The organism is Pantoea sp. CTOTU46764, from assembly GCF_031974595.1.
GTDB lineage: Bacteria > Pseudomonadota > Gammaproteobacteria > Enterobacterales > Enterobacteriaceae > Pantoea > Pantoea trifolii.
Genome location: NZ_DALYOQ010000001.1, coordinates 1 through 12,995 on the forward strand (window position 1 = coordinate 1; position 12,995 = coordinate 12,995).

Below are 12,995 nucleotides of genomic sequence, written 5' to 3' on the forward strand. Positions count from 1 at the left end.
TCATAGCACCCGGAGGAGAATGATCGAGATATAAGGGTCGCCATTTATGGCGACCTCTACTCACTTCTGCAACAACTCATGAATTAACTTCATCGCCTGCTGCACTTCATCCTGCGTCAGCGGACCATCTTTGACGTAACGCACATGTGCGGTGTTATCCAGCACCACAATCGCCGATCCCCCTTTCTCCAGTTGCCATGCCTGACGCGCGCTGCCGTTGCTATCGACGATAAACTGCGACCACGGATACTGCTGTTTATTGCTCTCAATGCTGCTGCGCACAAACATGCCGGTACCAGGAATCGCATCGTCGGTATTGACGATAGTGGTGGTTTGATAACGATCGTGCGGCAGATGCGCGGCTTTGATGGCTTCAATCAACGCAGCGTTCTGCTCTTTAGCCGAAGAGCGGCCGGCAATGTGCAGGATGACGCGAACTTTTCCGCTCAGCTGCGCGCTATTCCAGGATTTGTAGCTAAACTTATCTTCATCTTGTTGATAAACCAGCTCTCCTTTGTCGTTAACGCCAACAGCGGGCACGCGTTCACCCAGTTTGAATGCATGTGCCGAAGCCAGGCCAGGCAGCAGCAGCGCCAGTGCTATCACAGTGTGTCTCAAATGCATTTATCAAACTCCTTGGTGATCCGACCAGTTATTCATGTTTCTGCAATATTAGGCATGGATGATGCGTCTGTCGCAATGAGTTAACAGGTTTGCAACCTATGCCACAATTCCATAATGAGTGAAGGTTTATACTGGGTTTCGTGAGGCTGATAACAGAGTATTCTGTAATGATGTGTCAATTCAGTAAATAATTCACCTTTTCGGAACATGGGTAAGAAAGGATGCTCTATAGTTATGCTTGATTTGCGCTTCATGGGTTCGTACCAAATTTGGTCACGACGGAGCGTATTAAACATTTTCAGGAGTTAAACAGCATGAAGATCTTCCAGCGCTATAATCCGCTGCAAATTGCGAAATATGTAAAAACGCTATTTAGAGGAAGGTTGTACATCAAGGATGTGGGCGCGTTCGAGTTTGATAAGGGCAAAGTGATGTTGCCGCGTGTCAAAGATAAACAGCATCTCAGCGTGATGTCAGAAATCAATCGCCAGGTGTTGCGGCTGCAAGCCGAGTACAACTAAGTAAGCATAAGAAAGGGCGCCGATGGCGCCCTCAGTTTTTTGTGCGGTTGTTAGCTTGATCGCCATGAATGGCGACCCTACGATGACTCTGCTTCATCCAGCGCATTCTTGGTCACATTCAGCATCGGCGGACGCTCATCAATACGCGTAACCAGCAACTGGTCGATGCGGTAGCTATCAATATCTACCACTTCAAACTTGTAACCGGAAAACTTCACAAAGTCGGTACGCTTCGGAATCTTGCGCAGCATGTACATCATGAAGCCGCCGATGGTTTCGTAATTGCCAGACTGCGGGAAATCATCGATATCCAGCACGCGCATCACGTCATCAATTGGCGTGCCGCCCTCTACCAACCATGAGTTCTCATCACGCGCGACAATCTGCTCTTCCTGACCCTGGCCCACCAAATCGCCCATCAGCGTGGTCATCACGTCATTTAGGGTAATGATGCCGACCACCAACGCGTATTCATTCATGATCACCGCGAAGTCTTCACCGGCGGTTTTGAAGCTTTCCAGCGCTTCAGAGAGCGTCAGCGTATCCGGCACGATCAGCGCAGAACGAATATTCACACCGCTGTTCAGCGTCAGGCTTTGGTTGCCGAGTACGCGCAGCAGCAGCTCTTTGGAATCGACATAGCCCACGATGTGGTCGATATCGCCATCGCAGACAATGAATTTGGAGTGCGGATGCTGAGCGATTTTGGTTTTCAGCGTGGTTTCATCTTCGTGTAAATCGAACCACACCACGTTCTCGCGCGAGGTCATCGATGACGGCACGGTACGCGATTCCAGCTCAAACACGTTCTCAATCAGCTCATGTTCCTGCTTACGCAGCACACCCGCCAGCGCACCGGCTTCTACCACCGCATAAATATCGTCGGAGGTGATGTCGTCTTTCCGCACCATCGGCAGTTTGAACAGGCGGAAGAAGACGTTCGCCAGGCCGTTGAACAGCCACACCAGCGGACGCAGCACCACTAAGCAGAAGCGCATCGGGTTGATGATGCGCAGCGCCACCGCTTCCGGGGCAATCATGCCGACGCGCTTTGGTGTCAGGTCAGCAAACAAAATGAACAGGCTGGTCACAATAGTGAAGGAGCAGATAAAGCTGAGCTGTTCAGCCAATTCGGGTGCCATGAAGCGGCTGAATAGGCTATTAAAGGCGGGCGAGAAGGCGGCATCGCCGACGATACCGCCGAGGATGGCGACGGCATTCAGGCCAATCTGCACCACGGTGAAGAACATGCCAGGTTGTTCCTGCATCTTCAGCACGCGCTGGGCATTGATGTTGCCTTCGTCAGCCAGCAACTTCAGCTTGATCTTACGGGCGGCTGCCAGCGAGATCTCCGAAAGGGAAAAAAATGAACTGATGACGATCAGTAAAAGAATGACAAGCAAGCTATCGAGCATAAAAGATCCGTTGGGTTAATCACTTGTCATTTTTGGCCTGGGCAGCGCGGGAGTGGGCGTACATCCGGTACTTGCCAGTCAAACAGGCTATCCGTGCCAAAAATGTCTGCGCCATATCGACAAGATAAGGTTAACGTCGGGGCAGAAAAAGGTGCAGGCGAGGCCTGCTGGTCGCTGATTATAGCAGCAGCGCTTATCATGCCGCTATAGGGGCATGATAAGCGCTCGGATTAATCCGAGTGAACAGCTCTAATTAGCAGAAGCGCCGCTTGGTTGTTGTATCGTTTATGCCATTTACCGACAATAGGTCACAATTTGGCTTAGTCGCTGGGTTTACGCCGATAGGCAGAAAAAAGGCGGCTATGCTGATGGGTACACGCGCGGTGGTGATACCCTTCCAGAGAATAAACGCCCCTGCGGAATAGGGGCCGGCATTATTAACAGGAGTACGTGTGCCACGATTTCATATTTATTGTTTGGCCAGCCTGTTGCTTGCTGCACCTGCCGTTGAGGCAGCCAAAGTGCGCTTGCAACTGGACGGTCTTAGCGGGGATTTACAGAAGAACGTCAGGGCACGCTTGTCCACTATCGGCAGTGACGAAGTGTCGAACGACGGCCGCTTCCGCGCGCGTGTTGCAGAGGCGATCAAAGAAGGCCTGCGTGCGCTCGGTTATTACGAACCTGAGATCGATTTCGAATCGCGCCCGGCACCGCCACAAGGTGGCCGCCCGGTATTGATCGCGCACGTTAAGCCTGGCGAACCGGTCAAGATCGGCGGCAGCACCATTGTGATTGAAGGTGAAGCCCGCACCGACAAGGATTATCAAGCCTGGGTCAAACAGGGCACGCCGAAAGTCGGTACGCAGCTCAATCACGGCGACTACGACAAATTTAAGAATGGCTTCTCCAGCCTGGCATTGCGTAATGGTTACTTCGACGGTGACTTTAAGCAAAGCCAGCTTGGCGTATCAGTCGAACGGCGCGAAGCCTTCTGGGACATCAATTACGACAGCGGCCCCCGTTACCGTTTCGGCGATGTGAGTTTCCAGGGTTCGCAAATTGACGAAGCCTATCTGCATAATCTGGTACCGTTCAAAAAGGGCGATCACTATAGCTCGCGCGATCTGGCGGAACTCAACCGCCGTTTATCGGCCACCGGCTGGTTCAACTCGGTGGTGGTTGCGCCTGAATTTGATAAAGGCCGTCAAACCAAAGTGCTGCCGCTGAATGCGGTGGTATCGCCACGCGTGGAAAACACCATTGAAACCGGCGTTGGTTACTCCACCGATGTCGGGCCGCGCATTAAAGGCACGTGGAAAAAACCGTGGATCAACAGCAGCGGCCACAGCCTGGCCGCCAGCGCCTACGTCTCTGCGCCGGAGCAGCAGCTCGATCTCAGCTACAAAGTCCCGCTGCTGAAAAGTCCGCTCGAGCAGTATTACACCTTCTCTGGCGGCGTAAAGCGCACCGATCTCAACGACACCAAAGCCGATACCACCACGCTGGCGATGTCGCGTAACTGGGACAGCAGCAGCGGCTGGCAGAAAGCAATTAACCTACGCTGGAGCCTCGATCACTTTACCCAGGCCAGCGTCACCAACACCACCATGCTGCTCTATCCGGGCGTCAGCCTCAACCGCACCCGTTCGCGCGGCGGTTTGATGCCGACGTGGGGCGATTCGCAGCGTTACTCGGTCGACGTGTCGGATACCACATGGGGTTCGGACGTTGATTTCGTCATCCTGCAGGCGCAAAACGTCTGGATTCGCACGCTCGCCGATAAGCATCGCTTTGTGGCGCGCGGCAATGTTGGCTGGATCGAAACCAACGACTTCGACAAAGTGCCGCCGGATCTGCGCTTCTTCGCCGGTGGCGACCGCAGTATTCGCGGTTACAAATACAAAGACGTATCGCCACGTGATGACAATGGCAAGCTGACCGGCGCCTCAAAAATGGCCACCGGCTCACTTGAATATCAATACAACGTGACCGGCAAATGGTGGGGCGCGGTGTTCGTCGATTCCGGTGAAGCGGTCAACGACATCAAGCAGAGTAACCTGAAAACCGGCGCCGGCTTCGGCGTGCGCTGGTCATCTCCGGTAGGGCCGATCAAGTTTGATATCGCGCGGCCAATTGGTGACGACAAGGAGCATGGATTGCAATTTTATGTAGGATTGGGGCCTGAACTATGAAGCTGTGGAAAAAGGTCCTGATTGGCATCGGTATTTTTCTGGTGCTGCTGTTTGGCAGCATCGCGTTTCTGGTGGGCACCACGCCGGGTTTGCATCTGCTGCTGAAAGGCGCCGATCGTTGGGTGCCAGGTTTGTCGATCAAACAGGTTGAAGGTGGCTGGCGCGACCTGACGCTCAGCGGCGTGAAGTATGAAATGCCGGGCGTCAGCGTGGATGCCGGACGTTTCCATCTGGCGCTGAATCTCAACTGCCTGCTGCATTCGTCGGTGTGTGTGAATGACATCGCGCTGCAGGATGTCAGCGTGGTGGTGGATAGCAAAAAAATGGCGCCGGCCAGCGCACCGCCGCCGGAAGAGCAGAGCGGCAGCACCAATCTCAGCACGCCGTATCCGATTACGCTGAGCAAAGTCGGCCTGCATAACATCAACGTTAAAGTTGATGACACGGCGATTTCCCTGCTCGATTTCACTACTGGCCTGCAGTGGCAGGATCGCGCGCTGACGCTGACGCCAACCCATATCCAAAGCCTGCTGATTGCGCTGCCAAAAGCGGCCAAAGTGGTTGATGAGCAAGTGGTGCAGCCAAAAGTGCAGCAGCCGCAGCCGGATGAAAAGCCGCTGGGTGAAACGCTGCAGGCGATGTTCGCCAAGCCGCTGTTACCAGACATGCCAGACTTCCAGCTGCCGCTGGATATCACCGTGCAGGAACTGCTGGGTGAACAGCTGCGTATTACCGGCGATACCGACGTATCGATTACGCGTCTGTTGTTAAAAGCCAAAACCGCCGATCGTCATCTGCAGCTGGAAACCTTCGATGTCGATTCGCCGCAAGGGCAGCTGAACGCCAGCGGTGAAGCGACGTTGGCCGATAACTGGCCGGTGAATTTCGCGCTGAACGGCACGCTCAATCTCGACCCGATCAAGGGCGAGACGATCAAAATGAACCTTGCGGGCGCGATGCGTGACGAGTTGAAGCTCGGGCTGAATCTTTCCGGTCCGGTGCGTGCGCAGCTGGATGCGACCACGCAACTTGCGGTCGCCGGTTTGCCGCTGGCGCTGAAACTCACCAGCCCGCAGCTGCGCTGGCCGCTCACCGGCGCGGTGCAGTATCAGGCGGATAATCTCGATTATCAGTTCAAAGGCAAAGCCACCGATTACGTGATGTCGCTGCGCACCGCAGTGAAAGGCGAAGGCGTGCCGCCCGCGACCATTGCGCTGGACGGCAAAGGCAACGAGCAGCAGTTCAAGCTCGATAAGCTGCGCGTGGCGGCGCTGCAGGGCAATATCGATCTGACGGCGCTGGTGGACTGGAGCAAAGCCATCAGCTGGCGCAGCGAATTGACGCTGTCCGGCATCAACACCGCCAAACAGTACCCGGATTGGCCAGCGAAGCTGGATGGCAAAATTGCCACGCGCGGCAGCCTGTACGGCGGAACATGGCAGCTCAGCGTGCCGCAGCTGGAGCTGAAAGGGAACGTCAAACAGAACGCGGTGAGCGCCAAAGGTACCTTGAGTGGCAACAGCTACAACCAGTGGAAAGTGCCCGGCCTGAACATTGCGCTGGGCCGTAACCATCTGGACGTGAAGGGCGAGCTCGGCGACACGCTTAACCTCGATGCCAACATTGAAGCGCCAAATCTGGATAACGCGCTGCCGGGTCTGGGCGGCGTCGCCAAAGGCACCATCAAAGCGCGCGGCACCTTGCAGGCGCCGCAGCTGCTGGCCGATCTCACCGCTACCGGTTTGCGCTGGCAGCAGCTGCAAATCCGTCGCGTGGCGTTACAGGGCGATGTGAAATCCAGCGATCAGATCGCCGGTAAGCTGCAACTGCGTGTGGAACAATTGCAGCAGGACGCGCTGAAAGTGAATCTGCTGACGCTGAACGCCGACGGCAACGAAAAGCAGCATCAACTGAAGCTCGAAGTGCAGGGCAAACCGGTTTCCGGTCAATTGGCGCTGAACGGCAGCTTTGATCGCAAAACGGAGCGCTGGCAAGGCAATCTCAACAACACGCGTTTCGACACGCCAGTGGGCGAATGGCGCCTGACGCGCGCGATGGCAATTGATTACCTCAACAGCAAGCAAAGCGCCACCATTGGGCCGCACTGCTGGCAGAACCCGAACGCGCAGCTGTGCGTACCGGAACCGATTGAAGCCGGTGCCAGCGGACATGCGCATGTGGTGCTCAATCGCTTCGATCTGGCGATGATCAAACCGTTCCTCACCGATGCCACCAAACTCAACGGCGTATTCAGCGGAGATGCGCGCGTCAACTGGACCGCCGACGGCGCGCTGCCAACCGGCACCGTCGCGCTGAAAGGCAGCGGCGTGAAAGTGGAGCAGGACGTGCAGGGCAACACCTTGCCGATCGCCTTCGATACGCTGAACCTGAATGCCGCGCTGCGTAACGGTCGCGCCCAGCTTGATTGGCTGATCCATATCGTCAACAACGGCCAGCTGAGCGGCAATGTGCAGATCGCCGATCCGGAGAACCGTCGTCAGCTGTCGGGCAACATCGGCATCAGCAATATTTCGCTGGCGATGCTGAATCCGGCGCTGATGCAGGGCGAGAAAATCAAAGGCAATCTGAACAGCAATCTGCGCCTTGGCGGCACGCTGCAGCAGCCGCAGGTGTTTGGTCAGTTGGGGCTGAGCGATGTGGATGTCGATGGCAGCTTTATGCCGGTCGATCTCACCGCCGCCAATCTCAACATGGTGTTCAACGGCATGAGTTCAACGCTCAACGGCATGATTCAGACGGCGCAGGGCAATCTTAACCTGAGCGGTAACGCCGACTGGAGCCAGCTGGATAACTGGCGCGCGCGCGTGGCGGCGCAAGGCAGCCGTATCCGCGTCACCGTGCCGCCGATGGTGCGCATGGATGTCTCGCCGGATCTGGTGTTTGAGGCCACGCCAGCCGCATTCAGCCTCGACGGCAGAGTGGATATTCCGTGGGCACGCATTACCGTGCAGGAAGTGCCGGAAAGCGCCACCGGCGTCTCTTCTGATGAGGTGATGCTGGATCAAAATCTCAAACCGATTAAGCCGAAAACCGCCGCGATTCCGATCAACAGCAATCTGGTGATCCACGTCGGCAATGATGTACGGCTCTCGGCGTTTGGCCTGAAAGCCAAGCTGAATGGCGATCTCAAACTGGTGCAGGATAAAAATGGCTTAGGCTTAAACGGCCAGATCAATATCCCATCCGGCCGCTTCCATGCGTATGGTCAGGATTTGGTGGTGCGTAAAGGTGAGCTGCAGTTCGCTGGGCCGCCAGATCAGCCTTACGTCAATCTCGAGGCGATCCGTAATCCAGAGGCCACCGAAGATGATGTCACCGCCGGATTACGGGTAACCGGGCTGGCGGATGAGCCGAAAGTGGAAGTGTTCTCCGATCCGGCGATGTCGCAGCAGGAAGCGCTTTCTTACCTGTTACGCGGCCAGGGACTCAACAGCGATGGCGACAGCAACGCATTAACTTCCGCGCTTGTTGGATTGGGGGTTGCGCAAAGTGGTCAGGTTGTGGGTAAAATCGGCGAGACCTTCGGTGTCAGTAATCTCGCGGTTGATACCGCTGGCGTAGGCGATAGCCAGCAGGTGCAGGTGAGTGGTTACGTGTTGCCGGGTCTACAAGTAAAATACGGTGTTGGCATATTTGATTCACTGGCGACCTTAACCTTGCGTTATCGCCTGATGCCCAAACTCTATTTAGAAGCCGTGTCGGGTCTCGATCAGGCACTGGATTTGCTCTATCAGTTTGAGTTTTAGCAATGCGAATAATTGTCTATGGCAGTTTACGGCGCAAACAGGGAAACAGTCATTGGATGACGAATGCGCAGTGGCTCGGCGACCATCAGATTGTGGGGTTTGATCTCTACAATCTGGGTCACTATCCGGGCGTGGTGGAAGGAGAAGGCAGCGTCTATTGCGAGGTGTATCGCATTGACGCCAGCACGCTCGGCGAACTTGATGCCTTGCGCACCAAAAATGGCGAATACAAACGCCAGCTTATTCAGACGCCTTACGGCAGTGCCTGGCTGTATGTCTATCAGCGCTCAGTCGCGGGTCGCACGCATATCGCGAGCGGTGACTGGTTAAGGCGAGATGGCGAAACAGAGGCATAAATAAAAACACCGTCCATTGGACGGTGTTTTTTTATGCATGGCAGAAAGAGGCTTATTTCTTCTGCGCGCGCTCGTAAGAGGCGATGATTTCAGCTTTGGCCGCTTCTGCGTTGTCCCAGCCGTCAACCTTCACCCATTTGCCTTTTTCCAGATCTTTGTAGTGCTCGAAGAAGTGGGTGATCTGTGCTTTCAGCAGTTCTGGCAGGTCGTTCACATCTTTGATGTGATCGTACTCTTTGCTCAGCTTGGTGTGCGGAACCGCAACCAGTTTGGCATCTTCGCCAGACTCGTCGGTCATTTTCAGCACGCCAACGGGACGGCAGCGAATCACTGAGCCCGGCACCAGCGGATACGGGGTTGGCACCAGCACGTCAACCGGATCACCATCCAGAGACAGCGTGTGGTTGATGTAACCGTAGTTGCACGGATAGAACATGGCGGTAGACATGAAACGGTCTACAAACAGGGCGCCAGACTCTTTGTCGACTTCATATTTGATCGGATCGGCATTAGCCGGGATCTCAATGACAACGTAGATATCTTCTGGCAACTCTTTACCTGCAGGCACCTGGTTCAAACTCATCTGGCTTTCCTTCATTAGTCATATGTTGAGTGACGGCTATTATAGCCAACTGACTCTGAAAGTATGCCCCCTTTTTGGCGTTTCGGAATGCTCCAAGGCGCTACTTCGCGGTGACAAACAGCGAGACGATCCCCGCAGCAATCAGTGGTCCGACCGGCACACCACGGAAGAAGGCCACGCCAATCACCGTACCAATCAACAGCCCACCAATCACCGACGGCTGCACGCTCATAAAGTTCACGCCGCGCCCGCCCAGCCAGGCGACAAAAACGCCCACCACAATCGCGATAATCGATTGCCAATTGGCGAACGATTTCAACAGCGAAGAAGCAGGCAGCGTGCCGCTGGCCAGCGGCGCCATCACCGCAACGGTGAGGATGATGATGCCAATCTGAATGCCCTGTTTTTCCACATAGGGAAAGAATTGCGACAGCGGAGTGAGCTTAATCGCCAGCAGGATCAGAATCGAAATGGTAACGGCGCTGTTATGAACGAAATAGCTGAGGACGGCGAGGCAAACAAGAATGATGGTGGAGGCATAAGCAGCCATGGTTTCTCCCTGCAGATGAATGGGCGCGCTGGCCGATGCCAGCGCTAAGCGTATTAAACGCTTACATTAATCAACAATCGTCGGGGTTGGCGCAACTGCCTTTATTAATTGATTGCAACATCAGCGCCTGATTGCGCACCAGACTCACGCCCTGCGCACCAACCGACAGCGCGGCCATCGTGCCCTGACTGCTAACAAAATAGCTGCGGCTGGCATCCAGCCAGCTGTCGCGATACGTCAGCCACGCGCGCTGGGCGTTGCGCAATTTGTCTTTAGGCGCGCCGGTTAATTTTTTCATCGCTTGGGTGTATTGCGCGTTCATCTCTTTATCCCAGGCTTTATTGGCCGTGCCGTAGCATTGAGACATGCCGGCGGTGCTGGATTCCTCTTTCAGACACTGATCGAGCTGCTGATCGATAGGGTTTTGTTGTGCTGCAGCAAAACCACTGACCAACAAACACGCCATCGGGAGCCATTTTTTCATCGTTTCATTCCTTAAATTTTGCTGGGGCAGAGTTCAGTAAAAATGAAGTCTGGGTGATCGTCAGCCAATTGACCATCAACAATGGATAAAGTTTCTGCGATCAACGGCCGATAATCTTTCCGTTTTAGGGCCAGCGGATTTCTGCCTTTTCTTGCAAACGGGGATAATCATGTTCAAACAGCTATCAATTCGTACAGCATTACTCACGCTTTTGGCTTTTATGACGCTGCTGCTGCTGGCAGTCAGCGCGATGGGCATCTCGGCCATCAACGCAGGCAATCAATCACTGGATGCGCTCAACCGCATACAGGGGATTGAGCTTAATGCCTTGTATCAAAGTCGTTCCGAACTGATGCGCGCGCGTGCTAGCGCCGCATTGGCGGTGCGTAAAATTGAAATTGGTTTACTGGATGACGGCGATGTTGTCACCAAACAAACCCAGGCGGCAGTAGAAAGTTCTCATAAGTATTTGCAGGCCTTTGTGGAGGCCGGCACGGTCACCGCTCACGGCAAAACCCTGGCTGACGCCGTCGTCGCGACCTATAACGCGTACGAGAAAGAGGGCATCACACCGATGATTGATGCCCTGAAAAAGCAGTACACCGATGAATATTATCAGGTGCTGGAAGGCAAACAGTCGGCGCTGGCAGCCAATTACTCGAAAGCAGTGAATGATTTTAGCGTCTACGCCAATGACGTTTCGGCAGCGCGCCTGGCGCAGGCCGCGCATGATGAGCTGCAGCTGAAGATTCTGATTGGCGTTTCCGTGGCGCTGACCTTGCTACTGATTGTGCTGGCCTGGCAACTGCTGCGTCGTCTGCTGCTGCGTCCACTCGATGGTGCAATTCTGCATCTGGAGCAAATTGCAGCGGGCGATTTATCACAGCCGCTGCCAGCCGCCGGAAAGAATGAGTTAGGTCGTCTCAATCAGGCGCTGGCGAATATGCAGCTGGCGCTCAGCAGTTCGGTCAGTCAGGTGCGCGAAGCCAGCTTGCAGATTGATGTGGGCAGCCGCGAGTTAGCGGCGGGCACCGTGCATCTTTCCCAGCGTACCGAAGAGTCAGCCGCCTCGCTGGAGCAAACCGCCGCCAGCATGGAGCAACTTACTGCGACGGTACGTCTCAATGCCAGCAATGCCAAAGAGGCCAATCAGCTTGCCAGCAATGTCTCTGACAGCGCCGATCGTGGTGCCGAAGTGGTCGGCTACGTGATGGAGAAGATGCAGGAGATCACTCAAAGCTCCAATCGCATCGGCGACATTCTCAGCGTGATTGATGGCATTGCTTTCCAGACCAACATTCTGGCGCTGAACGCCGCGGTCGAAGCCGCGCGTGCCGGTGAGCAAGGGCGCGGCTTCGCCGTGGTCGCTAATGAAGTACGCACGCTGGCCGGACGCAGCGCTACCGCCGCCAAAGAGATCCGCGAGCTGATCGCGGAATCGCAGACGCGGGTGCAAGAGGGCAGCGATATGGCCACGCGCGCCGGTGAAACCATGGATGAGATCTCCAGCGAAGTGATGCGTGTCACCACGTTGATGAAAGAGATCTCTATCGCCTCGGAAGAGCAGAGTCGCGGTATCGAACAGGTGAATCAGGCGGTAACGCAGATGGATGAAGCTGCACAGCAGAACGCCGCGTTAGTCGAAGAAGCCAGCGCCGCAACCCAATCGCTGGAAGCGCAGTCGCAGCAGTTGCAGGATTCGATGGCGCAATTCCGCGTGTCTGCGGCGTAATAAAGTTAACAGGCGTGAAATAAGTTGGGTCGCGATAAATAGCGACCCAATAATTAATTTATCGCCGCACGTATTTAGACGTAGCGAATCATTAAGCTGGAATTTAATTAGTTTTATGCGTGCGAATGATTTCGGCGAGCGCATCATCTTCCGCGTAAAAATAAGCGGCGGGTATTTCTAATACGTCCGCCAATCGCTGCGCTGTATCCAAATCAACCTGATGAATTCCATTCTCGTAACGATTAATTCGCGTGCTGGCAACAAACTCATCGATCCCCGCTGCAATCCCCAATCCTTTTTGCGACAAACCTTTAGCCAGACGCGCTTGTTTCAAGCGTCTTTGGAAGGTTAGCTGGAGAGAGGAGGTCGATTTCATGGCTACGAGAATCGTAGATTTACTGCTTGTCAGATACTACGAGTAACGTAGTATCGTAAATAGAACAGATAAGCGGACTAAGGAGAGTTACGTGAATAATGCAAAACAAGATTGGCATCCTGCCGATATTATTGCTGCTCTGCGAAAGAAAGGAACGTCAATGGCGGCGGTGTCGCGGCAATCTGGATTATGTTCAACCACGCTCGCCAATGCATTAGTGCGGCCGTGGCCAAAAGGGGAATTATTAATTGCCGAAGCGATTGGTATTTCGCCCGCAGAAATTTGGCCGAGTCGTTATTATGCGGAAGATGGCGCGTTAATTGATCGCCAGGCCAAAATCAGAAATATGAAAACAAAAAGCCCGCACTAAGGCGGGCTTGGTACAGCGGGAAAAA

Annotated in this window: 12 protein-coding genes; 6 read left to right on the forward strand and 6 right to left on the reverse strand. The window is 54.6% G+C overall.

Going from position 1 to position 12,995, the window contains the following annotated elements; genetic code table 11:
• Positions 1-60: 60 nt before the first annotated feature.
• Positions 61-624 carry a YtfJ family protein gene (locus RTM06_RS00005; RefSeq protein WP_265298682.1) on the reverse strand — a complete coding sequence of 188 codons (564 nt, stop codon included), beginning with the start codon at positions 622-624 and terminating at the stop codon, positions 61-63.
• Between the two features lie 314 nt (positions 625-938).
• On the opposite strand from RTM06_RS00005, the gene RTM06_RS00010 reads away from it, so the two are divergent.
• Entirely contained in the window at positions 939-1,145 is a 207-nt protein-coding gene (locus tag RTM06_RS00010) for a DUF1107 domain-containing protein (RefSeq protein ID WP_007892150.1), read from the forward strand.
• 77 nt (positions 1,146-1,222) lie between these two features.
• Here the strand turns inward: RTM06_RS00010 and RTM06_RS00015 are convergent, their stop codons facing one another.
• Positions 1,223-2,560 (reverse strand): hemolysin family protein, encoded by a 1,338-nt coding sequence (locus tag RTM06_RS00015; RefSeq protein ID WP_256697574.1) that lies wholly within the window; start codon positions 2,558-2,560, stop codon positions 1,223-1,225.
• A gap of 452 nt (positions 2,561-3,012) precedes the next feature.
• On the opposite strand from RTM06_RS00015, the gene RTM06_RS00020 reads away from it, so the two are divergent.
• The 3 genes from RTM06_RS00020 to RTM06_RS00030 are packed head-to-tail and all read left to right on the forward strand — an operon-like array spanning position 3,013 to position 8,875.
• Positions 3,013-4,752 carry an autotransporter assembly complex family protein gene (locus RTM06_RS00020; protein ID WP_265298685.1) on the forward strand — a complete coding sequence of 580 codons (1,740 nt, stop codon included), beginning with the start codon at positions 3,013-3,015 and terminating at the stop codon, positions 4,750-4,752.
• Positions 4,749-8,519, forward strand: coding sequence for a translocation/assembly module TamB domain-containing protein (locus RTM06_RS00025; protein ID WP_312179006.1), 3,771 nt, complete (start codon positions 4,749-4,751; stop codon positions 8,517-8,519). Before RTM06_RS00020 ends, RTM06_RS00025 begins: the two co-directional genes overlap by 4 nt.
• A 2-nt stretch (positions 8,520-8,521) precedes the next feature.
• Positions 8,522-8,875 (forward strand): gamma-glutamylcyclotransferase, encoded by a 354-nt coding sequence (locus tag RTM06_RS00030; protein WP_101762883.1) that lies wholly within the window; start codon positions 8,522-8,524, stop codon positions 8,873-8,875.
• A 52-nt stretch (positions 8,876-8,927) separates the two neighbouring features.
• Here the strand turns inward: RTM06_RS00030 and ppa are convergent, their stop codons facing one another.
• The 3 genes from ppa to RTM06_RS00045 form a co-directional block, all read right to left on the reverse strand.
• Positions 8,928-9,458: an inorganic diphosphatase gene (gene ppa / locus RTM06_RS00035; RefSeq protein ID WP_007892166.1), complete on the reverse strand. Its 531-nt coding sequence runs from the start codon at positions 9,456-9,458 to the stop codon at positions 8,928-8,930.
• Between the two features lie 100 nt (positions 9,459-9,558).
• The gene (locus tag RTM06_RS00040; RefSeq protein ID WP_008103576.1) at positions 9,559-10,008 is read right to left on the reverse strand and encodes a DUF441 domain-containing protein; all 450 of its coding nucleotides are present in this window, start codon (positions 10,006-10,008) and stop codon (positions 9,559-9,561) included.
• A 70-nt stretch (positions 10,009-10,078) separates the two neighbouring features.
• Complete coding sequence (locus RTM06_RS00045) at positions 10,079-10,492, reverse strand: lysozyme inhibitor LprI family protein (RefSeq protein ID WP_312179011.1); 414 nt, start codon at positions 10,490-10,492, stop codon at positions 10,079-10,081.
• A 169-nt stretch (positions 10,493-10,661) separates the two neighbouring features.
• On the opposite strand from RTM06_RS00045, the gene RTM06_RS00050 reads away from it, so the two are divergent.
• Complete coding sequence (locus RTM06_RS00050) at positions 10,662-12,224, forward strand: methyl-accepting chemotaxis protein (protein ID WP_312179013.1); 1,563 nt, start codon at positions 10,662-10,664, stop codon at positions 12,222-12,224.
• A gap of 103 nt (positions 12,225-12,327) precedes the next feature.
• On the opposite strand, the gene RTM06_RS00055 is transcribed toward RTM06_RS00050, so the two are convergent.
• Positions 12,328-12,600: a helix-turn-helix domain-containing protein gene (locus RTM06_RS00055; protein ID WP_265298695.1), complete on the reverse strand. Its 273-nt coding sequence runs from the start codon at positions 12,598-12,600 to the stop codon at positions 12,328-12,330.
• 91 nt (positions 12,601-12,691) lie between these two features.
• Between RTM06_RS00055 and RTM06_RS00060 the strand changes: the two genes are divergently transcribed.
• Positions 12,692-12,970: a helix-turn-helix domain-containing protein gene (locus RTM06_RS00060; protein ID WP_036648151.1), complete on the forward strand. Its 279-nt coding sequence runs from the start codon at positions 12,692-12,694 to the stop codon at positions 12,968-12,970.
• Positions 12,971-12,995 lie beyond the last annotated feature (25 nt).

Bases quoted from the DNA above. Each gene is read 5' to 3' on its own strand.
- RTM06_RS00005 (WP_265298682.1), bottom strand. From the start codon at position 624: ATGCATTTGAGACACACTGTGATAGCACTGGCGCTGCTGCTGCCTGGC.
- RTM06_RS00010 (WP_007892150.1), top strand. From the start codon at position 939: ATGAAGATCTTCCAGCGCTATAATCCGCTGCAAATTGCGAAATATGTA.
- RTM06_RS00015 (WP_256697574.1), bottom strand. From the start codon at position 2,560: ATGCTCGATAGCTTGCTTGTCATTCTTTTACTGATCGTCATCAGTTCA.
- RTM06_RS00025 (WP_312179006.1), top strand. From the start codon at position 4,749: ATGAAGCTGTGGAAAAAGGTCCTGATTGGCATCGGTATTTTTCTGGTG.
- RTM06_RS00030 (WP_101762883.1), top strand. From the start codon at position 8,522: ATGCGAATAATTGTCTATGGCAGTTTACGGCGCAAACAGGGAAACAGT.
- ppa (WP_007892166.1), bottom strand. From the start codon at position 9,458: ATGAGTTTGAACCAGGTGCCTGCAGGTAAAGAGTTGCCAGAAGATATC.
- RTM06_RS00040 (WP_008103576.1), bottom strand. From the start codon at position 10,008: ATGGCTGCTTATGCCTCCACCATCATTCTTGTTTGCCTCGCCGTCCTC.
- RTM06_RS00045 (WP_312179011.1), bottom strand. From the start codon at position 10,492: ATGAAAAAATGGCTCCCGATGGCGTGTTTGTTGGTCAGTGGTTTTGCT.
- RTM06_RS00050 (WP_312179013.1), top strand. From the start codon at position 10,662: ATGTTCAAACAGCTATCAATTCGTACAGCATTACTCACGCTTTTGGCT.
- RTM06_RS00055 (WP_265298695.1), bottom strand. From the start codon at position 12,600: ATGAAATCGACCTCCTCTCTCCAGCTAACCTTCCAAAGACGCTTGAAA.